Origin of the sequence: Microtetraspora glauca, from assembly GCF_040656155.1 — a bacterium.
In the GTDB taxonomy this organism is placed as follows: domain Bacteria; phylum Actinomycetota; class Actinomycetes; order Streptosporangiales; family Streptosporangiaceae; genus Microtetraspora; species Microtetraspora glauca.
Genome location: NZ_JBFALK010000015.1, coordinates 187,686 through 211,235, shown reverse-complemented (window position 1 = coordinate 211,235; position 23,550 = coordinate 187,686). Strand labels below are relative to the sequence as shown.

25 protein-coding genes are annotated in these 23,550 nt (G+C 71.1%); 11 read left to right on the top strand and 14 right to left on the bottom strand.

Features of this window, described 5'->3' with window-relative positions:
* Positions 1–94: 94 nt before the first annotated feature.
* On the bottom strand, positions 95–1,042 hold the full coding sequence (locus tag AB0I59_RS26845) for a helix-turn-helix domain-containing protein (protein ID WP_358137154.1): 948 nt from the start codon (positions 1,040–1,042) through the stop codon (positions 95–97).
* Between the two features lie 101 nt (positions 1,043–1,143).
* Here AB0I59_RS26845 and AB0I59_RS26840 point away from each other — a divergent pair, with 101 nt between their 5' ends.
* The gene (locus AB0I59_RS26840) at positions 1,144–2,187 is read left to right on the top strand and encodes a saccharopine dehydrogenase family protein (RefSeq protein ID WP_358137152.1); all 1,044 of its coding nucleotides are present in this window, start codon (positions 1,144–1,146) and stop codon (positions 2,185–2,187) included.
* Positions 2,188–2,336: 149 nt separating this feature from the next.
* On the opposite strand, the gene AB0I59_RS26835 is transcribed toward AB0I59_RS26840, so the two are convergent.
* Together AB0I59_RS26835 and AB0I59_RS26830 are read right to left on the bottom strand one after the other, a co-directional pair.
* A complete protein-coding gene (locus AB0I59_RS26835) occupies positions 2,337–3,008 on the bottom strand; it encodes a response regulator transcription factor (RefSeq protein WP_358137150.1) in 672 nt (223 codons plus the stop codon).
* Positions 3,008–4,180 carry a sensor histidine kinase gene (locus AB0I59_RS26830; RefSeq protein WP_358137148.1) on the bottom strand — a complete coding sequence of 391 codons (1,173 nt, stop codon included), beginning with the start codon at positions 4,178–4,180 and terminating at the stop codon, positions 3,008–3,010. The genes AB0I59_RS26835 and AB0I59_RS26830 overlap by 1 nt, the downstream gene beginning before the upstream one ends.
* Before the next feature lie 164 nt (positions 4,181–4,344).
* Between AB0I59_RS26830 and AB0I59_RS26825 the strand changes: the two genes are divergently transcribed.
* Complete coding sequence (locus AB0I59_RS26825) at positions 4,345–5,577, top strand: alpha/beta hydrolase family protein (protein WP_358137145.1); 1,233 nt, start codon at positions 4,345–4,347, stop codon at positions 5,575–5,577.
* Between the two features lie 29 nt (positions 5,578–5,606).
* On the opposite strand, the gene AB0I59_RS26820 is transcribed toward AB0I59_RS26825, so the two are convergent.
* Entirely contained in the window at positions 5,607–6,434 is an 828-nt protein-coding gene (locus AB0I59_RS26820) for an alpha/beta fold hydrolase (RefSeq protein WP_358137142.1), read from the bottom strand.
* A gap of 553 nt (positions 6,435–6,987) precedes the next feature.
* Between AB0I59_RS26820 and AB0I59_RS26815 the strand changes: the two genes are divergently transcribed.
* From AB0I59_RS26815 to AB0I59_RS26805, 3 genes are read left to right on the top strand one after another with little or no spacing between them, the layout of a single operon-like run.
* Positions 6,988–8,811 carry a discoidin domain-containing protein gene (locus AB0I59_RS26815; protein WP_358137139.1) on the top strand — a complete coding sequence of 608 codons (1,824 nt, stop codon included), beginning with the start codon at positions 6,988–6,990 and terminating at the stop codon, positions 8,809–8,811.
* On the top strand, positions 8,811–10,067 hold the full coding sequence (locus tag AB0I59_RS26810) for an MFS transporter (protein ID WP_358137137.1): 1,257 nt from the start codon (positions 8,811–8,813) through the stop codon (positions 10,065–10,067). The genes AB0I59_RS26815 and AB0I59_RS26810 overlap by 1 nt, the downstream gene beginning before the upstream one ends.
* Positions 10,057–11,049, top strand: coding sequence for a hypothetical protein (locus AB0I59_RS26805; protein ID WP_358137135.1), 993 nt, complete (start codon positions 10,057–10,059; stop codon positions 11,047–11,049). The genes AB0I59_RS26810 and AB0I59_RS26805 overlap by 11 nt, the downstream gene beginning before the upstream one ends.
* Here AB0I59_RS26805 and AB0I59_RS26800 read toward each other — a convergent pair.
* From AB0I59_RS26800 to AB0I59_RS26780, 5 genes are all read right to left on the bottom strand, one after another.
* Positions 11,013–11,885, bottom strand: a complete 873-nt coding sequence (locus AB0I59_RS26800) for an ABC transporter ATP-binding protein (protein WP_358137132.1) — start codon at positions 11,883–11,885, stop codon at positions 11,013–11,015. The genes AB0I59_RS26805 and AB0I59_RS26800 overlap by 37 nt on opposite strands.
* A gap of 1 nt (position 11,886) precedes the next feature.
* A complete protein-coding gene (locus tag AB0I59_RS26795) occupies positions 11,887–12,687 on the bottom strand; it encodes a hypothetical protein (RefSeq protein WP_358137129.1) in 801 nt (266 codons plus the stop codon).
* Positions 12,684–13,385, bottom strand: coding sequence for a hypothetical protein (locus AB0I59_RS26790; protein ID WP_061254616.1), 702 nt, complete (start codon positions 13,383–13,385; stop codon positions 12,684–12,686). Before AB0I59_RS26790 ends, AB0I59_RS26795 begins: the two co-directional genes overlap by 4 nt.
* Positions 13,382–13,993 carry a hypothetical protein gene (locus tag AB0I59_RS26785; RefSeq protein ID WP_358137125.1) on the bottom strand — a complete coding sequence of 204 codons (612 nt, stop codon included), beginning with the start codon at positions 13,991–13,993 and terminating at the stop codon, positions 13,382–13,384. Before AB0I59_RS26785 ends, AB0I59_RS26790 begins: the two co-directional genes overlap by 4 nt.
* Before the next feature lie 445 nt (positions 13,994–14,438).
* Positions 14,439–15,029 carry an RNA polymerase sigma factor gene (locus AB0I59_RS26780; protein WP_358137122.1) on the bottom strand — a complete coding sequence of 197 codons (591 nt, stop codon included), beginning with the start codon at positions 15,027–15,029 and terminating at the stop codon, positions 14,439–14,441.
* Positions 15,030–15,200: 171 nt separating this feature from the next.
* Here AB0I59_RS26780 and AB0I59_RS26775 point away from each other — a divergent pair, with 171 nt between their 5' ends.
* The 4 genes from AB0I59_RS26775 to AB0I59_RS26760 all read left to right on the top strand — a co-directional run bounded on the left by AB0I59_RS26775 (position 15,201) and on the right by AB0I59_RS26760 (position 18,530).
* Entirely contained in the window at positions 15,201–16,136 is a 936-nt protein-coding gene (locus tag AB0I59_RS26775) for an ABC transporter ATP-binding protein (protein WP_358137120.1), read from the top strand.
* 1 nt (position 16,137) lies between these two features.
* Positions 16,138–16,908 (top strand): ABC transporter permease, encoded by a 771-nt coding sequence (locus AB0I59_RS26770; RefSeq protein WP_061254608.1) that lies wholly within the window; start codon positions 16,138–16,140, stop codon positions 16,906–16,908.
* A complete protein-coding gene (locus AB0I59_RS26765) occupies positions 16,908–17,717 on the top strand; it encodes an ABC transporter permease (RefSeq protein WP_358137117.1) in 810 nt (269 codons plus the stop codon). Before AB0I59_RS26770 ends, AB0I59_RS26765 begins: the two co-directional genes overlap by 1 nt.
* A gap of 78 nt (positions 17,718–17,795) precedes the next feature.
* Positions 17,796–18,530 carry a DUF2786 domain-containing protein gene (locus AB0I59_RS26760; RefSeq protein ID WP_063818717.1) on the top strand — a complete coding sequence of 245 codons (735 nt, stop codon included), beginning with the start codon at positions 17,796–17,798 and terminating at the stop codon, positions 18,528–18,530.
* A gap of 63 nt (positions 18,531–18,593) precedes the next feature.
* Here AB0I59_RS26760 and AB0I59_RS26755 read toward each other — a convergent pair whose 3' ends face one another.
* A complete protein-coding gene (locus AB0I59_RS26755) occupies positions 18,594–18,941 on the bottom strand; it encodes a DUF952 domain-containing protein (RefSeq protein ID WP_061254605.1) in 348 nt (115 codons plus the stop codon).
* A gap of 179 nt (positions 18,942–19,120) precedes the next feature.
* Between AB0I59_RS26755 and AB0I59_RS26750 the strand changes: the two genes are divergently transcribed.
* Entirely contained in the window at positions 19,121–19,903 is a 783-nt protein-coding gene (locus AB0I59_RS26750) for a group II truncated hemoglobin (RefSeq protein ID WP_358137113.1), read from the top strand.
* A gap of 54 nt (positions 19,904–19,957) precedes the next feature.
* Here the strand turns inward: AB0I59_RS26750 and AB0I59_RS26745 are convergent, their stop codons facing one another.
* Together AB0I59_RS26745 and AB0I59_RS26740 are read right to left on the bottom strand one after the other, a co-directional pair.
* Positions 19,958–20,344, bottom strand: coding sequence for a VOC family protein (locus tag AB0I59_RS26745; RefSeq protein ID WP_061254601.1), 387 nt, complete (start codon positions 20,342–20,344; stop codon positions 19,958–19,960).
* Positions 20,341–20,631, bottom strand: coding sequence for an ArsR/SmtB family transcription factor (locus AB0I59_RS26740; RefSeq protein WP_061254599.1), 291 nt, complete (start codon positions 20,629–20,631; stop codon positions 20,341–20,343). Before AB0I59_RS26740 ends, AB0I59_RS26745 begins: the two co-directional genes overlap by 4 nt.
* 234 nt (positions 20,632–20,865) lie before the next feature.
* On the opposite strand from AB0I59_RS26740, the gene AB0I59_RS26735 reads away from it, so the two are divergent.
* Positions 20,866–21,564, top strand: coding sequence for an alpha/beta fold hydrolase (locus AB0I59_RS26735; protein WP_061254597.1), 699 nt, complete (start codon positions 20,866–20,868; stop codon positions 21,562–21,564).
* Between the two features lie 148 nt (positions 21,565–21,712).
* On the opposite strand, the gene AB0I59_RS26730 is transcribed toward AB0I59_RS26735, so the two are convergent.
* Positions 21,713–22,579, bottom strand: coding sequence for an SDR family oxidoreductase (locus AB0I59_RS26730; protein ID WP_061254595.1), 867 nt, complete (start codon positions 22,577–22,579; stop codon positions 21,713–21,715).
* A gap of 60 nt (positions 22,580–22,639) precedes the next feature.
* Positions 22,640–23,539, bottom strand: coding sequence for an EamA family transporter (locus AB0I59_RS26725; RefSeq protein ID WP_358137109.1), 900 nt, complete (start codon positions 23,537–23,539; stop codon positions 22,640–22,642).
* Between the last annotated feature and the right edge of the window lie 11 nt (positions 23,540–23,550).

The following is a 23,550-nucleotide window of genomic DNA, read 5'->3' as shown; positions in this document are numbered from 1 at the left end:
CGAGGTCGTCCGCGCCGACTGCGTGACCTCCTCCTCCTTCGTCGCCGATGAAAGCCCCGACGACCGCGCCGGAGAAGGCGACAGCAGGGGCACGCTATGGGCGGAACGTCCGGCGGTAGGCGTCCGGCGGTACGCCGATCGTGCGGTGGAAGTGGCGGCGCAGTGTCGTCGCCGTGCCCATGCCCGCGGCCGAGGCGATGGTGTCGACGCTGTCGTCCGTGGTCTCCAGCAGTTCCTGGGCGCGGCGGATCCGCTGCGTCAGCAGCCACTGCAGCGGGGTGGTGCCGGTTATCAAGCGGAAGTGGCGGGCCAGGTGGCGCGAGCTCATGTTCGCCTGACGGGCCAGGTCCTCCACGGTGAGCGGCTGGTCCAGCCGCCGCATCACCCAGGTGAGCAGCTCGGCCAGGGGATGGCCCTCCTGGGCGGGTATCGGTGTGGTGACGAACTGGGCCTGGCCACCGGCCCGGTGGGGCGGCACGACCAGGCGGCGGGCGACCACGTTGGCGATCGCCGAGCCGTGGTCGCGGCGGACCAGATGCAGGCACAGGTCCATCGCTGCGGCCTTGCCCGCGGACGTGAGCACGCTGCCGTTGTCGATGTAGAGCACGTCCGGGTCGACCTTCACCCGGGGATAGCGCGCGGCCAGTTCCTCGGTGTGGGCCCAGTGCGTGGTCGCGCACAGCCCGTCCAGCAGGCCGGCGGCGGCGAGCACGAACGCGCCCGTGCACAGGGAGACCACCCGCGCGCCCGACTCGTGGGCCGCGCGCACCGCCTCGACCAGGTCGGCCGGCGGGTCCACGTCGACGTCCGCCAAGGCGGGGACGATCACGGTGCCGGCGTGCGCCAGCCGGTCGAGCCCGTAGTCCGGCTCCAGCAGGAACCGGCCGACCCGGACGGCGTGCGTGCCGCACACCCTGACGTCGTACCAGGGGCCTGGCAGGGCGTCCGGGGCGGAGCCGAAGACCTCGTAGGCCAGGGCCAGCTCGAAGTGCAGCATCCCGTCGGTAGCGGCGACCGCGACGGAGCGCGGGACAGAACTCATGTCGGGAATTGTACGGATCGTGTCGTTCCGGACGCTGGCACCGTCGCGCCGCCGGGGACAGGATCCAAACCGTAAATCACTTCGAGTACGCGGGAGCAGGCATGGGATCGAGTCGGAACGTGGCGGTGTTCGGCGCCTACGGACACACCGGGCGGTTCGTGGTCGCGGAGTTGCGCGAGCGCGGATACGTCCCGCTGCTCCTCGGCCGCGACCAGGACAAGCTGCTGGCGCTGGCGCAAGCCCAACCGGGGCTCGAGACGCGTCAGGCGCCTGTCGACGATCCGGCCTCGCTCGACCGCGCGCTGAACGGCGCGGCCGCCGTGATCAACTGCGCCGGGCCCTTCGCCTCGACCGCCGCCCCGCTGGTCGAGGCGGCGCTGCGCGCCGGCATCCCGTATGTCGACGTGGCGGCCGAGATCGAGGCGAACCTTGACACGTTCGCGCACTTCGCGGAGCGCGCCCGCGCCGCGGGCATCGTGGTGGTCCCGGCGATGGCCTTCTACGGCGGCCTCGGCGACCTGTTGGTCACCGCCGCGATGGGCGACTGGACGGCGGCGGACGAGGCGCACATCGCCTACGGCCTGAGCAGTTGGCATCCCACTGCCGGAACGCTCGCTTCGGGCACGGTCTCGGGGCAGCGGCGGGGTGGCCGCCGTGTCCGCTACACCGGCGGACGGCTGGAGTACCACGATGACGCCCTGCCGACCCTGGAGTGGCCCTTCCCGGCTCCGCTCGGCCCTCAGAGTGTCATCGGAGAGTTCGCCATGGCCGATGTCGTCACGATTCCCAGCCACCTGGCCGTCCCGGAGGTGCGCACCTACATGACCGTCAAGGCGGCCGCGGATCTGTCCGCTCCTGACGCCTCGGCACCGACCGCCGTCGACGAGCGCGGCCGCTCCGCGCAGACCTTCGTCGTCGACGTCCTCGTCCGCTCCGGCGGCACGGAACGCCGCGTGGTCGCCGCCGGTCAGGACATCTACGCCATCAGCGCGCCGCTCGCGGTGGAGGCCGTCGACCGCGTTCTCACCGGCCGTACCAGAACCGTCGGCGTCGCCTCCGCGGGCGCGGCCTTCGACGCCTCTGACTTCCTCGGCGCCCTGTCATCGCACCTCTCGCTGCACGTCCCGCTCGACGCACGCGGCTGACCGGCGCGCTTCGGCGGCCTCCGGCTCCTGTCGGCTGCCACAGGATGGGGGAAACACCAGGTCAGGGTCAGGGCCATATCCGCCCGATTCTCCTGAGCACTACGGCGACCCCGAGTCGGCAGTCCACACTTCCCGCTCGTTCGCCTGTTTCAGGCCTCGTGGGGTGTCGCAGGGCGGATGAGACCGCTCTCGTAGGCGAAGACCACGACCTGTGCGCGGTCCCGGAGCCCCAGCTTCAGCAGGACCCGGCTGAGGTGCGACTTCACGGTGGCCTCGGCCAGGTGCATCGCCGTGGCGACCTCGGCGTTGGACAGCCCGCGCGCCACCTGGACCAGCACCTCGTGTTCGCGGGAGGTGAGCTGTCCCAGCCGCTCGTCCCGCCCGGGAGCGCCGGGCATGAGCTGCGGGGCGAACCTCTCCAGCAGGCGCCGGGTGATCCGTGGGGAAACCGCGGCGTCACCCGCCGCCACGTTGCGGATCGCGGTCAGCAGCTCCTCGGGCCGTGTGTTCTTCGGCAGGAAGCCCGAGGCTCCGGCCTTCAGCCCGGCGAAGGCGTACTCGTCCAGGTCGAAGGTGGTCAGGATGAGCACGCGTGAGCGCGGGGAGTCCATGACGATCCTGCGGGTGGCCTCGATCCCGTCGATGCCGGGCATACGTACGTCCATCAGCACGACATCGGGGCGCAGCAGCCGGGCCATCCGGGCGGCTTCATCGCCGTCGGCCGCCTCGCCGGCCACCTCCATGTCCGGCTCGGCCTCGAACACCATGCGAAACGCCATGCGCAGCAACGACTCATCGTCGGCGATCAGTAGCCGGATCATCACACGGAGCCCTTGCCCGCCAGGTCCGCGCCGAGGTCGAGGCGTGCCGCCACCCGCCAGCCCCCGCCGCGTCGTGGCCCGGCATGGAGGGTTCCGTCGTAGGCGGCGACGCGCTCGCGCATGCCGGACAGGCCTCGCCCGGGTGCGTCTGCCGGCGCCCGCCCGGCGTGACCGTCGTCGGTGACCTCCACGGCGGCGCATCGCGGCGTCAGGTGGACCCGGACCTCGGCCGCCGCGCCGGGTGCGTGCCTGAGCGTGTTGGTCAGGGCCTCCTGGGCCAGCCGGTAGACGGTGAGCTGGGCGGCGGCGGAGATCGCCGCGGGGTCACCGGCCACCTCCAGTCGGGTCGGCAGCCCGGCCGCGCGCATCCTCTCGGCGAGAGGGCCGAGTTCGGCGATGCCGGGCGCCGGATGGAGCGGTTCGCCGGACTCGCCGTGCTGGCCGTGCTCGCCGGCACCGAGGGCGCGTCGCATGTCGGCGAGGGCCTGCCGTCCGGTGTCCGCGATCTGCTCCACGGCGGCGGCCGCCCGGTCCGGCGCGCGGTGCCGTATGTACGCCGCGCTGTCGGCCAGTGCCACCATGACCGACAGGTTGTGGGTGACGATGTCGTGCAGGTCGCGGGTCATCCGGGCGCGTTCCTCGGCAACGGCGAGCCGCGCCCGCTGCTCACGGTCATGCTCCAACGACGTGACGTACGCCCGCCGGGAGCGCATCCACAGGCCCGTGGTGAGGGCGGCTACGGTCATCGCGGTCAGCGCGGCCGCCGTGAACGGGAACTGGCCGGGCGGCGCCCACCGCGCCGCGGCCAGCAGCACCCCGGCCTCCAGCGTGAGCCCGGCCGCCAGTGTCTGCCGCCAGGTGCAGCGCGAGCCGACCGTGCAGAGAGCGACCAGCAGCGCGGCGTCGGCGGGAAGCTGCACGTCGGCGACCCATTGGATCGCGGCCGCCGCGGCGATCGCGCTGAACGCCGTCAGCGGCGCGCGCCGCCGCCACGCCAGGGGCGTCACCAGGGCCACCTGCAGCAGCATCGGACCCGGCTCATCCTGGGCCAGCACCTGGCCCGGCCCGAGCGTGGCAAGAAAGATCACAGCCGCCAGCAGCGCGTCGGCGGGAACGGACGACCATCGCGTGAGTGCTGCGAGGCAGGCCACGGGACGATCGCCTCTCTTCATGCCGCTCACCCTAATTGTCCTGCGGGTTCGCTCCCCATCCTCCTTCAGGATGAAGATCCGGGCATGTCAGCCGGAAGTCGTAGCCGTGGATCAGCCGTATGCCGCTAGCCCGCGCCGGCGCCCCACTGCCAGCCTCGTGGGACGCATCTCGTAAGGAGCCTCACATGCCCTTCATCACGAACGCCGCAGGCATCGCCGGGCTGACGCTGGCCGCGACCATCGCAAGCGCCACTCCCGCCGCCCCGGCCCATCAGGCGCCGGCCGCGCACCGTGTCACGATGACCCTGCCCGCGCCGGCCGGGCCGTACCTCGTGGGCACCCTCGCGGTGCGCCTGGTGGACCGGTCGCGCCCCGACCCCCTTGTGAGGTCGAAGCCCTACCGGGAGTTGATGGTCAGCCTGTGGTACCCGGCGAAGGACACCGGCCGTTCCCTGCCTGTCGCCCCCCAGATGGCGCCGCTGGCCGCCGCCGACTGGGACCGCCACTCCGCGCCGCCCATGGGCATCGCGGCGGGCACGGTGGACTGGGCCGCCACCCCTACCCACGCCCGCGTCGGCGCGCCGGTGGACCGCCGGGCGGGGCGTCTGCCGGTCGTGCTCTTCGGCCCCGGGGACGGCGGCCCGCGCACCCTCGGCACCACCCTGGTGCAGGACCTGGCCTCCCGCGGCTATCTCGTCGTCACCGTGGACCACACCTACGAGGCCGACCAGGTGGAGTTCCCCGGAGGGCGGGTCGTGCGAGCCGTGCCCCTGCCGAAGAAGCTGACTCCGCGCGTCATCGCCAAGCTGCTCGCGCAGCATTCACGGGCCCGCCTCGCGGACATGCGGTTCGTCCTCGACCGGCTCGCCGCACTGGGACGCGGCCACGGCCTCGGCGAGGAGGCCGGTCGGTTGCCCGCCGGGCTGCGCGGCGCCCCGGACATGTCCCGGGTGGGAGCGCTCGGCCAGTCCCTCGGCGGGTCGGTGGCCGCGCAACTCGTCCACGACGACCGCCGTGTGACCTCGGGGGTCAACCTCGACGGCGGCTACGTCGGCCCGGTGGCGAAGACCGGCGTCGCCAAGCCGTTCCTGCAGATCGCAGCCGAGGCGCACACCCGGTCGAGCGAACCGAGCTGGAAGTCCTTCTGGCACGGCTCGACCGGCTGGAACCGGGAGCTGCGCTTCGCGGGCGCGGCGCACGGCTCGTTCACCGACCTGCAGGTGATGCTGCCGCGGATCGCAGCGGTGCTGCCGAAGGTGCCCGCCGCCGACTTCGTCGGCACGATCGACCCCGGCCGGTCCGTGTCCGCCCAGCGTGCGTACGTCGCGGCCTTCTTCGACCTGCACCTGAACAAGAAGCCGACCCGGCTCTTCGACGCCCCCGACGCCCGATACGCCGACGTCTCCCTCATCCCCTGACCCGCCCTCGCCCCGATCTGAAAGGGTGATCAGCTCTTGAGGAAGGCGAGCAGGTCCTGGTTGAACTTCTCCTTGTCGCCGGGGACCATGGCGATGCCGTGGGAGCCGCCCTCGTAGACCTTGAAGGTGGCGCCGGGGATGATCTTGGCGGATTTACGGCCGGTGGCGTCGATGGGCACGATCTGGTCGTCGTCACCGTGGACGACCAGCGTGGGGACGTCGAACTTCTTCAGGTCCTCGGTGAAATCGGTCTCGGCGAACGCCCCCACACAGTCGACGCCCGCCTTGATGCTCTCGTGCATGGCCATGAACCAGAAAGCGTCCTTGTTGCCCTGAGTGACCTTGTTGCCTGGACGGTTGGCGCTGAAGAACCCCTCCGCCGCGTCCTTCCAGAACTGCGAGCGCTCGGCCAGGATGCCGGCGCGGATGCGGTCGAACACCTCCGCGGGTACGCCCTCGGGATTGGCCTCGGTCTGGATCATCAGTGGCGGGATCGCCGACAGCAGCACGGCCTTGCTGACGCGGCCTGTGCCGTGACGGCCGATGTAGCGCGCCAGCTCGCCGCCGCCCATCGAATGGGCGACCAGGGAGACGTCCCGCAGATCAAGATGCTCGATCAGGTCATGGAGGTCGTCGGCGAAGGTGTCGAAGTCATAGCCGTCCCACGGCTGGGTGGAGCGGCCATGGCCACGGCGGTCGTGGGCGATTCCGCGGAAGCCGTTGGCGGCGACGCACATCATCTGGTCTTCCCATGCGTCGGCGTTCAGCGGCCAACCGTGAATGAACAGCACCGGCCGACCCCCGCCCCAGTCCTTGTAGAAGATCTCGTTGCCGTCGCGCGTGGTGACGAAACTCATCGTGCGGACCCCCGTGTCGATGCCCCTGTCGATGCCCCTGTTAATGGCGGTGTTGACGGCGGTGTTGACGGAACCCGGGCGGACGGGGCCGCCCGCCTCGCCGCATGTCCCCATAGACCGGGCACACGGCCATCGCGATGAGCATCCGCCCGACCACTTTTGGTGGCGATACCCCTGACCCCCGACCGATTACACCAACACCCCGTCCTCAGCGCTTTACCGGGCCGTGGAGGCAACCGGTGCGCACACCGCGCCGGTGCCGGCCACGGCATCGAAGGCGCGCGGCAGGTTCCCGCTCCCGAGGCGGCAAGGTCCGCGAGATGAACGTTAGGAAAGCTTCCTAACGTTCTTGACATCGGCTCGTGCGCCTTGCCACGATGCCGGGTAAGCGGCTTGGCGCGGCGTTCCCGGACGTTCCGGAGAACGTGACGCGCTCAGGAAAGATCTGCCCCGGCCGTCCGGGACGTTCCCGCCACAGGGCCTCGGCCCGGGACACGCCCCGTGGTCCTTCAGCATGGTTCCGCCATGGTCGCTCACCCCCCAGGAGACAGCCATGTCCCTGCCCCTCCCCCCACCTCTCTCCCGGCCTCGGCCGCGGCCGGGATTCCGCAGCCGGTACGGCGTGCTCGCCGCGGCCCTGGCCCTGGGCGCCGGCCTGTTCGTGGCCGCCGAGCGCGCGAACGCCGCCGAGACCCTGCTGTCCCAGGGCAAGCCCGCCACCGCGTCGTCGACCGAGTCCTCCTCATACGCGGCTGCGTACGCGGTCGACGGCGACACCACCTCCACCCGGTGGGCCTCGGCCGAAGGCCACGACCCCGAGTGGCTCACCATCGACCTCGGCGCCACGTACGCGATCTCCCGGGTCAAGCTGTACTGGGAGGCCGCCTACGCGGCCGCGTACCAGGTGCAGACCTCCGCCGACGGCGCGAGCTGGACCACGATCCACACGACCAGCCAGGGCGACGGCGGCACCGACGACCGGGCCGGCCTGTCCGGAACCGGCCGCTACGTCCGGGTACTGGGCACGGCGCGCGGCACTTCCTACGGCTACTCGCTGTATGAGGTCCAGGTGTACGGCGAGGCTGGCTCCACCCCGAGCCCGTCGCCCAGCGTCACGCCGACCGCCGGACCGGTGGACTACCAGGCGGAGGACGCCACGCTGTCGCAGGCGGCCGTGGCCACCAACCACACCGGGTACACCGGTACCGGGTTCGTCGACTACGCGGCCGTCACCGGCGGGTACGTCGAGTGGACGGTCAACGCCGCCGCCGCGGGCAACGCGACGCTGTCCTTGCGGTACGCCAACGGCAAGACCACCGACCGGCCCGTGGACATCGCCGTCAACGGCGCGGTCGTGGCCCGCCCGGCCTTCCCGGCGACGGGCGGCTGGGACACCTGGACGACCGTCGACGTCGTCGCCGCCCTGCCGTCGGGCACGAGCAAGGTCCGGGCCACCGCGGCGAACACCGTCGACGGCCCGAACCTCGACAAGCTGACCGTCACCCCGGGCGGGACCGCCTCCCCCTCGCCGTCCCCCTCGTCCTCGCCGTCCCCCTCGTCCTCGCCGACCCAGGGCGGCGCGTTCACCGTGGTCGCGGCGGGCGACATCGCCGCCCAGTGCACCGCGAGCTCCAGCTCCTGCGCCCACCCCAAGACGGCGGCCCAGGTCCAGGCGATCAACCCGGAGTTCGTCGTCACGATGGGTGACAACCAGTACGACGACGGCACCATCGACGACTTCCGGAAGTACTACGCCACCACCTGGGGCAAGTTCAAGGACAAGACCCATCCCTCGGCGGGCAACCACGAGAGCTACGACCCGGCCGGGTTCGAGGCGGGCTACAAGTCCTACTTCGGTGCGATCGCGTTCCCGAACGGCAAGAGCTGGTACAGCTTCGACCGGGGCAACTGGCACTTCATCGCCCTCGACTCCAACATCTTCGACCAGACGGCGCAGATCAACTGGCTCAAGGCCGACCTCGCCGCCACCACCAAGGGCTGCGTCGCCGCGTACTGGCACCACCCGCTGTTCAGCTCCGGAGAGCACGGCAACGACCCGGTCAGCCGGCCCGTATGGCAGATCCTGTACGACGCCAAGGCCGATCTCGTGCTCAACGGGCACGACCACCACTACGAGCGGTTCGCCCCGCAGAACCCCTCGGGCCAGGCCGACGCGAACGGGCTGGTCGAGCTGCTGGGCGGCATGGGCGGCGCGGACCCGTACACGATCGAGAACGTCCAGCCCAACAGCCAGTTCCGGCTCAGCGGCACGTACGGCGTCGTCAAGCTGGCGTTCACCGACAGCACCTACTCCTGGCAGCTGATCGGCACCGACGGCAAGGTGAAGGACTCCAGCCCGACCTACACCTGCCACTGATGTACGTCTCGGCGACCCGGTGGCCCCGGCTGGCGTCGGTGCCCGCCAACGTCCTGGCACTCGGCGCGGTCAGCATGGTGACCGACGTCTCCTCGGAGATGGTCACCGCCGTCCTGCCGATGTATCTGGTGCTGTCCCTCGGGCTCAGCCCGCTGGCGTTCGGCGTGATCGACGGGCTGTACTTCGGCGTGACCGCCCTGGTCCGGCTGGCCGGGGCGCACGCGGCCGACCGGTGGCAGCGGCGCAAACTGGTCGCGGTCCTGGGGTACGCGCTGTCGGCGGTGTGCCGGGTCGGCCTGCTCGCCGCCGGAGGGTCGGTCGCCGCCCTGGGAGCGGTGGTGGCGGCCGACCGCGCCGGCAAGGGACTGCGTACCGGCCCGCGCGACGCGCTCATCTCCCTGAGCGCGTCGCCGGGGGCGCTCGGGCAGGCGTTCGGTGTCCATCGCGCGATGGACACCGCGGGCGCCTTCCTCGGGCCGCTGGTCGCGTTCGGGCTGCTGGCGGCCACCGGAGGCGCGTACGACGCCGTGTTCGTGACCAGCTTCTGCGTGGCGGTGGCCGGCGTCCTGTTGATGGTCCTGTACGTGCGGGACCGGCGCGAGCCCCTCCTCGCCGATGACCGGGTCTCCGTGCGGCGGGTGCCGCGCGACACGCCGCTGCTTCAGTTGTGCGCCGTCGCGGCCGCGCTCGGGCTGGTGACGGTCAGCGACGCGTTCGTCTATCTGCTGCTGCAGAAACGCCTGGCCCTCTCGCCCGAGCTGTTCCCGCTGCTCCCGCTCGGCACGGCGGCCGCGTACCTGCTGCTGGCCGTGCCGTTCGGGAGGCTGGCCGACCGGGCGGGCCGGTTCGCGGTGTTCCTCGGCGGCCATGCCGTACTGGTCGTTTTGTACGGGCTCCTGGCGCTCCCGTCGGCCGGGGGCTGGCTCCTGGCGGTGGCGCTGGTGGCGCTCGGGGTGTTCTACGCGGCGACCGACGGGGTCCTGATGGCGGCCGCGGGTCCGCTCGTTCCCGCTCATCTGCGGACGAGCGGCCTGGCAATGGTGCAGACCGGTCAGGCCGTCGGGCGGCTGCTGTCGTCGGTCCTGTTCGGTGCCCTGTGGACCGCCGCGGGAGCCGAGCCGGGGCTGGCCGTGATGGGAGGCGGGGTGGCCGTCTGCGCCGTCGCCTCCTGGTCCGTCCTGCGAAGAGTCGAGCCGGGAGCCGAGCCGAGAGTCGTGCCGAGAGTCGTGCCGGAAGGAGAGCGTGGTGCGAGGTAGGGGACGGGCGCTGGTCATGCTCGCGGCCGTCGTCGCGCTGGCCGGGGTCGCGGTCGCGTACGCGGCGGCCGCCACCAGGCGCGACGCCGGACCGGGACGGGCCGTGGACCTGGCCGCGAGCGGCCGGGTGCTGTTCGTACGGAACGGGCGGGTGGCCTCCGCTCCGCTGGGTGACCCGGCCGCCCCCGTGACGGTGAGCGGGCTCACCTGCCAGCGGTTCTACGCGGCGGCGGGCACGGGCGTGTGCGTCGTCGTCCGGCCCGGCCCGGTCCCCAGCACGTACGCGGTGGTCGTGGACCGGACGATGAAGGAGGTGACGCGGGTCCAGTCCGCCGGGATCCCGAACCGGGCCCGGGTGTCGGCCAGCGGGCGCATGGTCTCGTGGACCGTCTTCGTCACAGGAGACTCCTACAACCGGGGCGGGTTCTCCACCTGGACCGGCATCCTGGACACCCGGACCGGCTACGCCGTACCGAACATGGAGAACATCCAGCTCTATATCGACGGGAAGCGGTATCGCTCCGCCGACGTGAACTACTGGGGCGTCACCTTCGCCGCCGACGACAACCGCTTCTACGCGACCGTCTCGACGCGCGGCAGGACGTACCTGGTCGAGGGCGACTACGGCAGATGGGAGGCGCGGACGCTGCGGGAGAACGCCGAGTGCCCGTCGTTGTCCCCGGACGGGACCCGCCTGGTGTTCAAGAAGCGGGTCGCGCCCGAGGCGTCCGCCCGGCCGTGGCGGCTGTACGCGCTGGACCTGGCGACCATGAGGGAGACACCGCTCGCCGAGCGGGAGAGCGTCGACGACCAGGCCGCCTGGCTGGACGAGCGCACCGTCATGTACGGCAGGCAGGGCGACGTGTGGTCCGTACCCGCCGACGGCGGCGGCGCCCCGCGACTGCTGCTGCGGGACGCCGCGTCCCCTGCTCTGGGAGGACCGGGTCATACGGGGGCGGCCGCCTCCATGAGCGCGAGGTAGCCGTCTTCCAGGGTCGGCTCGGCGGGCCGCGCCATCGGGTCGGGCGGCACGGGGGCGACGACCCGGTAGCGCATCCCCGAGCCGTGCGGGAGCGCGGCCACGACCCGGCCGGTGGACGGCGCGGCGCCGGAGGTCGTCACCGTCCACACCTGCCGGTCCGCGCGCGACACCAGCTCTCCGACGTCGCCCTGGAACACCAGGCGGCCCTTGGCCAGCACGGCGAGGTACCGGCAGGTCTGCGCCACGTCCTCCACGATGTGCGTGCTGAGCAGGACGGTGCGCTCCCCGGCGAGATGGGAGAGCAGCGTGCGGAAGCGGATCCGTTCCTCGGGGTCCAGGCCGGTGGTCGGCTCGTCCACGATGAGGAGGCGGGGGTCGTTGAGCAGCGCCTGGGCGATGCCGACGCGGCGCAGCATGCCGCCGGAGTAGCCCTTGAGCCTGCGGTCGGCGTGCTCGCCGAGCGCGACCACCTCCAGCAGCTCGCCGATGCGGCGGCGCCGTACGGGCCGCTCGTCGAGGCCCTTGAGCAGCGCGATGTAGTCGAGGAACTGCCGCGCGGTCAGGTCGGGGTAGACGCCGAGGTCCTGGGGCAGGTAGCCGAGCGTGCGCTGGACGGCGAGCCTGCCCTCCTTGGTGGTGACGTCGTCGCCGCCGAGGCGGACCGTTCCGGAGGTGGGCCGCAGCAGTCCGGCGAGGATCCGCATGAGCGTGGTCTTGCCCGCCCCGTTGGAGCCGAGCAGGCCGTACATGCCGGTGGGCACGTCGAGGTCGATGCCTTTGAGGGCGTGCACGCCGCCCTTGTACGTCTTGGTCAGCTGGGAGAGCTGGATGCGCATGTCAGTGCTCCGATCGGGCGGCGTGGAGGCGGGCGAGCAGGAGGATGCCGGCGGCGAGCGCGACCATGACGCCCATCCAGAGGACGGCGACGGCGGGGCTCGCCTCGGGGCGCAGGAAGTTCAGCGCCGCATCCGGCCACGGCCCGTAGACGAAGCCACCTTCACTCCCCCGGTCGAAGAGGCCGTACGCCACGTAGTCACCCGTCGCCGCGAAGATCGTGTGCGACAGGGTGGGCATCATGTCGGCCGGGATGAGGTTGCCCCAGAACCAGTAGGCGACGAACAGCACCCGGAACACCAGCGGAGGCATCAGCAGGGGCCCGGCCAGGGCGAGTGCGCCCAGGAAGGCCAGTCCGGGGAGGATGGCCGTCGCGAAGACGGGCACCGACCAGGCCAGCGCCTCGGCCTTCCCCTCGGCGATCGCGTAGACGACGGCCCGGCCGAAGAACGCCAGTGCGATCGGCGCGGCCGTCGCGGCGCACACGCCCGCGTATTTGCCGATCAGGCGGCCGAGCGGGTTGGCGGACGAGGCGTCCATGATCGTGGCGACGCCGAGCCTGCGGTCACGTATGAGCCGGTCGGCCAGCAGACATCCGTAGACGATCGCCAGCAGCGACATGGTCACCTTCGCCGACACGACCATGGCCAGCTTCGGATCGTGCCCGCCACCCGAACCGAGGTCGAGTGTCCGGTACGCGGGCCACATCGTGGCGACGAGCGCCGCGAAGGCCAGGCCGTACACGATCCACATGACGGGCCGGCGGATCTGCATCAGGAACTCGTAGCGCAGAGCGGCGATCATTCGGTCTCACCTCCGAGTACGCGCTCGGCGTCGCCGAGCAGGAACCAGGCCGCCGCGACGAGCGGCAGGGCGGAGCACAACAGGACGACCCGGTTGGCCGTCCAGTCGTCGGGCACCATGCCGCGCGTGGTGGCGAACAGGTAGAGCAGCCGCGACGGGAGGCTCGCCTGCAGGGGGCCGGGGAACATCAGCTCGATGACCCAGACGAACGCGACCGTGGTGGTGGCCGCCACGGTGCTGCGGAAGGCGGCCGAGGCGAGCAGGCCCAGGGCGGCCAGCCACAGCGCGGGAGCGAGCCAGGTGAGCTGGACCGCCGGGCCACCCGGCGCGTCGGGCACCAGGCCCCACCATCCACCCACGGCGAGTACGGCCGAGCCCGCGGCGGCGCACAGGCCGGTCCAGCCCGCCATGACGGCCAGCCGGCGCAGCACGGTCGAGCGGTAGCCCACCGGCAGGGTGAGCTGGAGTTCCACGGCCTGGTCCCGGCCGAGTGAGGAGGCGGCGGCCATCCCGGTGATGAGCGGGATCACCCACTCCAGGGCGCCGGCCAGCATGAACGCGGTGGTCGACTCGCGGGAGCCGAGCCGCGCGCCGAGTATGGCGAGGAGCGCCATGAGCAGCACCAGGGCCGGGGCCCCCGCCAGAGCGGCGGGTCCGGCCCTGCGCAGCTCATGCGCCCAGAGATCGAGAGGTTTCATGATCGGTGAGTAGCGCCGCCGAAGCGGATCGGTTCACCCCTGCCCGCCGCGATCACGGCGGCGAGGGCGAGCGCGAGCGCCAGGCCGGCCGTCGCCGTGCCGTTGGACCAGAAGAGCCGCGTCCCCTCCAGGACCGGCAGCCGGGTGAAGGTCAGCGCGTAGGCCGTCCAGACCGCGAGCGCGGCCCCGATCGCGCCCTCGGCGTGCCAGCACACCGCGAGCAGCAGGCCCAGCGCCGCGAGCAGCGCCATCGGGCCCAGCCACGCCGTGACGAGCGACGTCATCCCGGCGGGAGCCGAGCCGTAGGCGAGTGCCACGGCCGAGGAGAGCAATGCCAGGGCCAGGTCGTAGCCGAAGGCGAGCGTCACCCGCGCCAGCATGATGACGCGGGGCGAGGTCGGGGTGGTCGCCACCAACTCGGCGGCGGTGCCGCGGCCGCCCCGGCCGGCGTCATACGAACCGGCGACGCCGACCCCGGCGATCAGCGGGGCGGCGAGGGACAGCACAAGCTGGGCGCTGTCGCCCCTGAGCAGGGCGAATCCCACACTGACCGCCATGACGAGTGCCGAGGCGAGCCAGATCGACCGATGCATGATGCGGGCTTCCATCGCCAGCAACGTCCAGGCGCGGACGACCGGCCGCCGCACAGGCCGCCACGCGCGCGGTCGCGGAGACCGCCTTGCGTGCCGGGTGAGCGGGTTCTCCGGCCATGCCTCGCGTGCTTCTCCGTCAGCCGGCCGAGCCGACCATCCCTCGCCCGGTCCGGCCTCCCCCCGCGTCGCTTCTGACCGCGCGCCGTCTGAACGTGCCTCGTCCGGTGCCGCCTCCCATGACGCGCGTGTCCCGCCGAGCGCGGATGCCAGCAGGACGCTCCGTACGATCTCCGGTCCGGGGGGTTCCGGAATGCCGTGCCGGATGCCCCGCAGTTCAGGCGGCGCCGCCGGAAGGAATTCGGAATCCGGTGCGTGCGGTGGGCCGGGAATCGGCTCGGGAATCGGCTGGGGCCGTGGCTGTTCGGGCCGTGGCTGTTCGGGCCGCGGTGGTTCGGCAGACTCAGTCCACTCGTGCATCGATGCACCCCCTCAGGGTCGCGCGGGCGTGGTGCAGGCGGCTCTTCACCGTGCCTACGGGGATCGCGAGGATGTCGGCGATCTCCTGATGGCCCAGGTCGTTGAGGTAGGCGAGGACGACCACCTCCCGCTGGGCCAGCGGGAGACGCGCCAGCGTCTGCTGGACCCGGTCGCCGCCCACCGCCAGTTCCTCGGGCCCCGGCACCGGGTCGGCGCCGTCGGCCGGATCCGCGGGCAGCGGCGGCGGGAGGCCGCGCAGCCGGTTGTGCGCCTGCCTGCGGGCCACCCCGAACAACCACGTGCTGACGCTGGAGCGGCTCCGATAGGTGCCCGCCGACCGCCATACCGCGAGCAGGGTGTCCTGCAGGATCTCCTCCGCCGTACCCCGGTCCCCCGCGAGCCGGAAGAGGAAGGCGAACAGCGGCCGCGAATAGCGCTCGTACAGCTCGCCCAGCGCGGCCGCGTCACCGTCGGCCACCCTGGCCAGGACGGTCTCGTCCTCCACCGGGGCACGCGACCGGCGTGCGGTCCCGGCGAACCAGCGCAGCGCCATGCCCTCTGCTCCTTCGTTCACGACATGTGCGTAGCGTCCCGCCCGCCGTACGGTTCAACGATCGCTCCCGCCTCAGTACGGGGAGCGCGTACGGGGAGCGGGGACGGCGCGGGGACGCCGGGTTCTCGCGGCGGCGAAGCGCGCCGAAAATGGTTGTGGAAATGTCGGGGGTCTTCATTAGTGTCTTGGCACGTGGCTGAGCAACCATTGATCTTCGCGCGTGACCTGGTCAAGCGCTTCGGCGATTTCACCGCCGTCAAGGGCATCGACGTGGAGGTCGCACCAGGCGAGGCGTTCGGCTTCCTCGGGCCCAACGGGGCCGGCAAGTCCTCCACCATGAGGATGATCAGCTGTGTCTCCGCGCCCACGTCCGGAGAGCTGCGCATCCTGGGGTTGGACCCGGTGCGCGACGGCACCAGGATCCGGGCCAGGCTGGGCGTCTGCCCCCAGCTGGACAACCTCGATCCCGACCTGTCGGTCCGGGAGAACCTCACGACCTACGCCCGCTACTTCGGGCTGTCCCGCGCCGAGGGACGGCGGCGGGCCGACGAGTTGCTGGAGTTCGTGCAGCTGTCGGACCGGGCGGGCAGCATGGTCGAGCCGCTGTCCGGCGGCATGAAGCGCCGGCTCACGATCGCCAGAGCGATGATCAACGAGCCCGACATCGTGCTGCTCGACGAGCCGACCACCGGCCTCGACCCGCAGGCGAGGCATCTGCTGTGGGAGCGGCTGTTCCGGCTCAAGCAGCGCGGCACCACCCTCGTGCTGACCACGCATTACATGGACGAGGCCGAGCAGTTGTGCGACCGGCTCGTGGTCATGGACGGCGGCAAGATCGTGGCGGAGGGTTCGCCCCGGTCGCTGATCGAGACGTACTCCACGGCCGAGGTGGTCGAGCTGCGCTTCCCCGATGGCCTCGACTCCAATGCCGACTACGCGGCCAAGCTCGACGGCATCGGCGAGCGGGTGGACCCGCTGCCCGACCGGGTGCTGCTCTACGCCGACGACGGAGACGCGGCGGTGGCCGCGGTGCACGGGCGCGGTCTGGTCCCCTCCAGCGTGCTGGTACGCCGCGCCACCCTGGAGGACGTGTTCCTGCACCTCACCGGCCGGACGCTGGTGGACTGACATGGCCATGGGAACCGTCCACCCCAGCATCGCCGTCCTGGAACGGCACCTGACGCTGTACCGCCGGCTGTGGCGCGCGTCGGTGTTCTCCTCGTTCGTCCTGCCGGTGCTGTTCGTGATCAGCATGGGCATGGGCGTCGGCGGTTATATCGGCTCCGTGCAGGGCGTCGACTACCTGTCCTGGATCGTGCCCGGAGTGGTCGCCTCCACCGCGTTCCAGATGGCGGTCGGCGAGTCCACGTACTCGGTGCTCGGCGACTTCAAGTGGGTCCGCGCCTACCACGCGATGCGGGCGACCCCGGTACGGCCGGACGACATCGTCACCGGCCACCTGCTCTACCTGCTGTTCCGCGTGACGACCGCCGTCCTGGCGTTCCTGCTGGTCGTGCTGTTCTTCGACGCGCTCCACTCGCCGTGGGCCGTGACGATCCCGCTCGTCTGCGCGTTGCTGACGGTGGCGACCGCGGCGCCGGTCATGGCGTTCGCGGCGAGCATCGAGCACGACAGCCACTTCGCGCTGCTGTTCCGCTTCGTGATGATCCCCGCGGCGCTGTTCTCGGGGGTCTTCTTTCCCATCGAGCAGCTCCCGGCGCTGGTGCGGCCGGTGGCGTACGTCTCGCCGCTGTGGCACTCCGTCGAGCTGTGCCGTTCGGCCACGCTCGGGATCGCGCCGCCCTGGCCGATCGCCGCCCATGTGGGCTGCCTGCTGCTGTGGGCGCTCGCCGGGACGGCCATGGCCGCGTACAGGTTCCGCCGGAGGCTGGAGGACTGATGATGACCACCCTGGTGGCCAGGCGGGTGGCCCGGGTCTCCCCCGCCCGCGTCGGCGCCGTGATCGGGCGCAACGTGGGGGCGTTGCGCTCCGGCCCCGCCTACTGGATCGTGCTCGTCTCCGGGTTCTTCGAGCCGCTGCTCTACCTGCTGTCCATCGGCGTCGGGGTCGGCGCGCTGGTCGGGGACCTGACGGTCGCCGGCCGGACCATGTCCTACGCCGCGTTCGTCGCTCCGGCCATGCTGGCGGTGTCGGCGATGTCGGGGGCGCTGTCGGAGACCACGTTCAACGTGTTCTTCAAGCTCAAATACATGAAGACGTACGAGGCGGTGCTGGCCACACCGGTGCGGCCGGTGGAGATCGCGTTCGGCGAGTTGGTGTGGGCGACCGTCCGCGGCTCCCTCTACACCGGGATCTTCCTCGGCATCATGGTGGCGCTCGGCCTGGCGACGGTGGGGGGCGCGCTGGCCGCCTTCCCCGCGACCGTCCTGGTGAGCCTGGCCTTCGGCGCGGTCGGCCTGGCGATCAGCACTTTGATGCGTGGCTGGCAGGACTTCGACCTGATGACCACCGGCCAGTTCGCGCTGTTCCTGTTCTCCGGGACGTTCTCCCCGGTGCAGAACTACCCGGTCTGGATGGAGGTCCTGATCCAGGTCACCCCGCTCTACCACGCGGTCGAGCTGGTGCGCGGCCTGTGCCTGAGCACGTACGAGCCGGGACTGGCCGGCCACGCCGCCTACCTGATCGCGATGGTGACGGCCGGGCTGTGGTTCGCGGCGCGCCGCATGGAGAAGCTGCTCTGCCGCTGAGTCCTCCGGGGTCCGTAACTGTCGGTAGCGTCCCGTAACGTTGCGCCCGTTGTCACCGGCATTGAAGGGATGGCCACCGTGAACGAGATTCCCGAGCGCAAGCTGGAGCTCATCCGCAAGCTCCTCGCCGTGGCCGAGCATCCGACCACCGGTGAGGCCGAGGCGGCCGTCTTTCTGGAAAAGGCGTGCGCGCTCATGGCGGCGTACGGCATCGAGCAGGCCGTGCTCGCCGACACGGGCCAGGTGCGGGACGAGGTCGACCGTCTGGTCATCGAGATCGGCAATCCCTACCAGCCGGACCGACGGGCTCTGCTCGGGGGCGTGGCCACGGCGCTGCGCTGCCGGACGATCTACCGCAAGATCGGCTCGGTGTCGGAGGTGCAGGTCGTCGGCTACCGCTCCGATCTCGACCTGGTGGAGATGCTGTTCACCTCGCTCTGCCTACAGATGGCGTCCGGTGTCCTGCGCGTCGCCGTCCCGCCCGGCCACACCACGATCAGCTACCGGAAGAGCTGGATGGCCGGATACGTCAACCGCGTCTGCGAGCGGTTGCGGGCCGCCGAGACCACTGCGGCCAGGGACGCCGCCCGCGATACCCCGCCCCGCGCCGGGCGCGGGGCGGAGCTGGTGTTGCGTGACCGCGCCGCCCAGGTCGGCCGGGTCTACGAGCAGATGTTCCCGAACGTGCGCCGGGCCGGGCGGCGGGCGTTGAGTGACTGGTCGGGCTGGGACGGAGGCCGGGCCGCCGGGGATCGGGCCGACCTCGGCGGGTCGCGCCTCGGTGCCCCGGCGCGGCCCCGGATCGGCCGGTGACCGCGCCACGGGTCTGATCCATTTGCGCGGGGCCGCATCCGGAGGCGGCGTTCAGGGCGGTGGTCAGGCGGGCAGCGGCCGGTCCGGTTCCAGGTCGAGGGGGAAGTCGCTGACCGCGACGACCGCCCCGACCGGGACCGGTCCGTAGATGTGCGGGAACGTCTCCTCCGAGCCGTCCGGGACCTCGAACCGCACCGGGCAGCCGAGCAGGTCCTCATCGATGGTGAGCAGCACCAGCGGTTCGGTGACGTGACGGTAGTAGCGCCCGGCCACGCCGCGCGCCTGGCCGGGATCGGTGGAGGCGTGGATGAATCCCTCCTCCTCAAGCGTCCGGCCGAGCGTGGAGACGCGGTACTCGCCCCGCTTCATCGCCTCGGCCCAGTCGGCCGCCAACGCCAGATGCACGATCATGCACCGACCCTACCGGGCGGTGCTCGGCGGCCGACTCGGCCCTCACCGCCGCCACAACGGACTGAATGCCACGTTGAAATGATCAACGTTGTCACCTGGGGTTCCCCAAGCCGACGGCATGATTACAATATTACAGTAATCTTCTTTTCTGATATCGCGACCTCGGAGGCGATGTTCACATGATCGTCGAGTACATCCGTTACCGGATCGACCAGCAGGACACCGAGGAGTTCGAAGCCGCTTACAAACGTGCCGCGGTGCCCTTGACAGCCGCACCGCAGTGCGTGGACTACGAGTTGTCCCGCTGCGTCGAAGAGCCCGAATGGTACGTCCTGCGGATCACGTGGACCTCCGCCGAGGACCACCTCCAGGGTTTCCGCGGCGGTGAGCACTTCGGGGCATTCTTCGCCGAGATCAAACCGTACGTCCAGCAGATCGAGGAGATGCGGCACTACGAGCGCACCGCCGTGCGCGGCACCGGCTCCTCGGTCCCCACCCTGTACGACTGGGCGGGCGGCACCGAGGCGTTCGAGCGGCTCACCGAGACGTTCTACGCCCAGGTCCTCAAGGACGACGTGATCGGCCCCCTCTTCGCCCACATGGACCCGGGCCACCCCAGGTACGTCGCGATGTGGCTGGCCGAGGTCTTCGGCGGCCCGTCCCGCTACACCGGCGAACGGGGCGGCTACCACCACATGCTCGTCCGCCACCTCGGCAAGGCCATCACCGAACCCCAGCGCCGCCGCTGGGTCGACCTCCTCATGAACGCCGCCGACGAGGTCGGCCTGCCCGCCGACCCCGAGTTCCGCGCCGCCTTCGCGGGCTACATCGAGTGGGGCACCCGCCTCGCCTTCGCCAACTCCCAGCCCGGCGCCCGCCCTCCGCAGCAGGCCCCCGTCCCGCGCTGGGGCTGGGGCGTCGCCCCGCCGTTCAACGGGACGGGGACACCAGACAAGTCATGATGCGTCGGTATCCGCCTGCGCGGACGCGGTCGTGGCCGGCATCGGCACGGGGTCCTACTTGCTGTGCACGATTTGGATCAGGTTGCCGCAGGTGTCGTCCAGGACGGCTGTGGTGACCTGGCCCATCTCCAGCGGCTCTTGCGTGAATCGGACCCCGAGCTCGCGCAGCCGGTCGAACTCGGCGGCCACGTCCTCCACGGCGAAGGAGGCGGCCGGGATGCCGTCATTGACCAGCGCGTCCTTGTACGGCTTCACGGCGGGGTGGCCGTCGGGCTCGAGAAGCAGTTCGGTCCCGTCGAGATCGTCCGGCGAGACCACGGTGAGCCAACGGGCCGCGCCCAGCGGGAGATCGGTCTTCTTCACGAAGCCGAGCACGTCGGTATAGAAGCGCAGCGCCTTGTCCAGGTCATCGACGAAGACGCAGGTTATGTAGATCTTCATGGTGCCTCCGGGGTGTCGGGCTTGAGCCACCGGGTGACGATGCGCTCAAGGGGTTCTGTGTTCAGATCGTGGAACTTGTAGCGACCCTGGCGCCGCGAATGGACCAGACCTGCGGATTCCAGTACCGCCAAATGCTGACTGATCGCCTGGCGGGACAGTCCGAGACCGTGCTTGGTCACCAGCCGTGTGCAAATCTCGAACAGGGTCTGGCCGTCCCGTTCCACCAGCTCATCGAGGATGCGCCGGCGGGTGGGATCGGCCAGGGCCTTGAAGACATCCTCCGCCATAGGCATCACTATAGGCAAGTCGCTACTTGCCTATCAAGGTTGAGTTCGCTGCGCCGGTCAGGCCGCGCTCTCGTCCCAATGCTGGGCCCGTGCTGGGGACAGGGCCGCACGACGCCATGCCCGGCCGATCTTCGGCCAGTACGACGGCTGCCCAGATCATGGGCGGGACGCCGTTCACCGACGGGGCGCGCCGACGGCACCGAGATTGTCGGCCCCCCGCGCTACGTTGCCGCCATGGCGAAATTCGTACTGGTCGCAGGGGCGTGGCTCGGATCGTGGGCGTGGGATGAGGTGGTGCCGGAGCTGCGTGCGGCGGGCCACGGCACCCACCCGTTGACGCTGTCCGGCCTGGCGGACAAGCAGGGCGTGCCGGCTGGGCAGCAGACCCACGTGCAGGACATCGTCGACGAGGTCGAGCACCACGATCTGCGCGACGTCATCCTGGTCGGGCACAGCTATTCGGGCATTCCGGTCGGCCAGGCCGCCGAGCGGATCGGCGACCGGCTGGCCCGCGTGGTCTTCGTCGACTCCAACGTTCCGGCCGACGGCGAGTCATTCGTGTCCAGCTGGCCGGACGGCCGGGCGATGGTGGAGGCCGCGATCGCCGAGAACGGGGGCTTCTGGCCGCCGCTGACCGCTGACGACTACGACGGCCAGGGTCTCACCGGCGAGCAGATCGCACGGATCGTGGGCGGCTCGACGCCGCACCCGGGCGCCACGCTGACCGAGCCGGCCGTGCTGGCACGCCCGCTCGGCGAGCTTCCGGCGACGTACATCAAATGCCTGCTCGACGGCGACAAGGTAGGCGACGATGTGGCCGCACTGCTGACCAGCGAGCACTGGCGGCTGGTCGAGATGGACACCGGCCACTGGCCGATGTTCTCCCGGCCGCGCGAGCTGGCGCGGATCCTGCTCGACGCGGCCGCGGCGTGAACTTCGGCTAGGGGCCCTGCTCATCGCGGAGGACTGCAATGTCGGCCTCACCCCGGTGATCAAGGACGGGGACGAGGCGCTCCCCGCGGTCGGCTGTCCCACGGCGAGCGTCCTGCTCCAAGAAGCCTTTCTTCCAGCCGTGTGGCGCTCAGGTGCGTGCTGTGAACGCCGTGGCGTGGTCGCGGACGAAGGCGGTGAGGTCGCGTGGGGGCCGCCCTGTCAGGTCGCTGACGGTGCCGGTGGTGATGTTGTTCCAGCCGGCGGCGTAGGCGTGTCCATACTCGGCGACCATGTCGACGATCCATGGCGGGACGCCGTGGCCGAGAAGGCGACGGCGGTAGGTGTCGTCGTCGGTCGGGTCATAGCCGATGCGCGTGTCCAGTGTGTGGCTCATGCGGTCCGCGACCTCATGGAAGTTCAAGGCCTCGGGACCGGTGAGGGTGTAGATCTTCTGGTGGTGGGCGGCGGGGTCGTCGGTGAGGACGCGCGCGGCGCAGGCGGCGATGTCGCGGGCGTCGATCATGCCGAGTCGCGCGTCTCCCATGTTCAGCGGCAGGGTCCCGGTGGCGATGGTGGCGGCTTCCCCGAGCAGGTTCTGCATGAACCAGTGCGGACGCAGGATGGTCCATTGCATGCCGCTGTGCGCGGTCTCGGCGTCGGAGAGCGCGTGGAGCCGGCCGCTGCGGTTCGGTGCGTCGTGAGCCGCGCCGATGGCCGACAGGCGGACGATCCGTTCGACGCCGGCGGTCCGTGCGGCCCAGAGTGCGTTCATGTTGTTCTCGGGTGCGCGGGGACCGTTCGGCGTGAGCAGCCACACGTCCTGAACCCCGTCGAACGCGGCGTCGAGCGAGGCGGGATCGTCGAGGTCGCCCTCGACGGTGTCGATGTCGGCGGCGCGGAGGCGGGAGGGATCGCGGACCAGCGCGCGCAGGTGAACATCGGTACCGCTGAGGGCGCGGATGACCGCGGTGGAGACGGTGCCGGTGGCTCCGGTGAGCAGGACGGTACGCGGCATGAGGATTCTCCTTCGATGAACGCAGGGGTACAGGGGTCTGGCGGCGGGGTGCGGACGCCGTCAGGTGCCGCGGTGCTGAGGGAGCTGCGCGGCGACGACGGCGGTCAGTGCGAGGACGAAGCCGAGGCCCTGGGCCGGGGTGAGCGTCTCGCCGAGGATGAGCCAGCCCAGAGCGGTGGCGACGATCGGGGACAGCAGCGGCAGGAACGACACCGCCGAGATGGGGAGTCTGCCGATCCCCGAGAACCAGATCGGGTAGGACAGCAGGGCGCCGACGACCGCGAGCCAGAGATAGCCGCCGATCGCGGGAAGGTCGAGGGCCGGTGGGAGCCCCTCGAAGGCCACGGCGAGCGGGACCAGCACGAGTCCGCCGGCGGTCAGTTGCCACCCGGCGAAGGCCGTGGGCCGAACCCCGGCGGGGCGACCCCATCGCTTCGTGAGGACGATCCCGCAGGCCATCGCCACGGTGGAGCCGATGCCGGCCAGGATGCCGATCGGGTCGAAGGAGAGGCGGCCGCGCAAGACGATCAGGCCGACACCGACGACACCGAGGAGTCCCCAGACGATCTGCCTGCGGGTCGCCCATTCGCCGAGCAGCGCGAACGCCAGGGCGGCGACAAGCAGCGGCTGGACGGCGAACAACGTCGCCGCGACGCCACCGGGCAGCCGATACGCGGCGACGAACAGCAACGCGTTGAAGACACCGATGTTCAGCGCGCCCAGTAGCAGCGCCCGCCACCACCACACCTCGTGCGGGAGCGTTCGGGTGATCGCGAGCAGGAGGAGCCCGGCGGGCAGGACGCGGATGATCGTCGAGACGAGGGGGAAGCCGGGCGGGAGGAACTGGCTGGTGACCAGGTAGGTAGTTCCCCAGCTCGCCGGCGCAGCCGCGGTCAACGCGAGCGCTCCCAGCGGCACCCGTGATCGTCTGACGGTCTGCGATTTCGTTGCAGCTCTCATACGCTTTCCTC

Coding starts and splice junctions, on each gene's coding strand:
- AB0I59_RS26725 (WP_358137109.1), bottom strand. CDS start 23,539: ATGAGAGCTGCAACGAAATCGCAGACCGTCAGACGATCACGGGTGCCG.
- AB0I59_RS26820 (WP_358137142.1), bottom strand. CDS start 6,434: ATGAGTTTCGTCACCACGCGCGACGGCAACGAGATCTTCTACAAGGAC.
- AB0I59_RS26750 (WP_358137113.1), top strand. CDS start 19,121: ATGATCGTCGAGTACATCCGTTACCGGATCGACCAGCAGGACACCGAG.
- AB0I59_RS26835 (WP_358137150.1), bottom strand. CDS start 3,008: ATGATCCGGCTACTGATCGCCGACGATGAGTCGTTGCTGCGCATGGCG.
- AB0I59_RS26765 (WP_358137117.1), top strand. CDS start 16,908: ATGATGACCACCCTGGTGGCCAGGCGGGTGGCCCGGGTCTCCCCCGCC.
- AB0I59_RS26770 (WP_061254608.1), top strand. CDS start 16,138: ATGGCCATGGGAACCGTCCACCCCAGCATCGCCGTCCTGGAACGGCAC.
- AB0I59_RS26795 (WP_358137129.1), bottom strand. CDS start 12,687: ATGATCGCCGCTCTGCGCTACGAGTTCCTGATGCAGATCCGCCGGCCC.
- AB0I59_RS26845 (WP_358137154.1), bottom strand. CDS start 1,042: ATGAGTTCTGTCCCGCGCTCCGTCGCGGTCGCCGCTACCGACGGGATG.
- AB0I59_RS26810 (WP_358137137.1), top strand. CDS start 8,811: ATGTACGTCTCGGCGACCCGGTGGCCCCGGCTGGCGTCGGTGCCCGCC.
- AB0I59_RS26755 (WP_061254605.1), bottom strand. CDS start 18,941: ATGATCGTGCATCTGGCGTTGGCGGCCGACTGGGCCGAGGCGATGAAG.
- AB0I59_RS26830 (WP_358137148.1), bottom strand. CDS start 4,180: ATGAAGAGAGGCGATCGTCCCGTGGCCTGCCTCGCAGCACTCACGCGA.
- AB0I59_RS26745 (WP_061254601.1), bottom strand. CDS start 20,344: ATGAAGATCTACATAACCTGCGTCTTCGTCGATGACCTGGACAAGGCG.
- AB0I59_RS26740 (WP_061254599.1), bottom strand. CDS start 20,631: ATGGCGGAGGATGTCTTCAAGGCCCTGGCCGATCCCACCCGCCGGCGC.
- AB0I59_RS26825 (WP_358137145.1), top strand. CDS start 4,345: ATGCCCTTCATCACGAACGCCGCAGGCATCGCCGGGCTGACGCTGGCC.
- AB0I59_RS26840 (WP_358137152.1), top strand. CDS start 1,144: ATGGGATCGAGTCGGAACGTGGCGGTGTTCGGCGCCTACGGACACACC.
- AB0I59_RS26730 (WP_061254595.1), bottom strand. CDS start 22,579: ATGCCGCGTACCGTCCTGCTCACCGGAGCCACCGGCACCGTCTCCACC.
- AB0I59_RS26735 (WP_061254597.1), top strand. CDS start 20,866: ATGGCGAAATTCGTACTGGTCGCAGGGGCGTGGCTCGGATCGTGGGCG.
- AB0I59_RS26800 (WP_358137132.1), bottom strand. CDS start 11,885: ATGCGCATCCAGCTCTCCCAGCTGACCAAGACGTACAAGGGCGGCGTG.
- AB0I59_RS26785 (WP_358137125.1), bottom strand. CDS start 13,993: ATGGAAGCCCGCATCATGCATCGGTCGATCTGGCTCGCCTCGGCACTC.
- AB0I59_RS26790 (WP_061254616.1), bottom strand. CDS start 13,385: ATGAAACCTCTCGATCTCTGGGCGCATGAGCTGCGCAGGGCCGGACCC.
- AB0I59_RS26815 (WP_358137139.1), top strand. CDS start 6,988: ATGTCCCTGCCCCTCCCCCCACCTCTCTCCCGGCCTCGGCCGCGGCCG.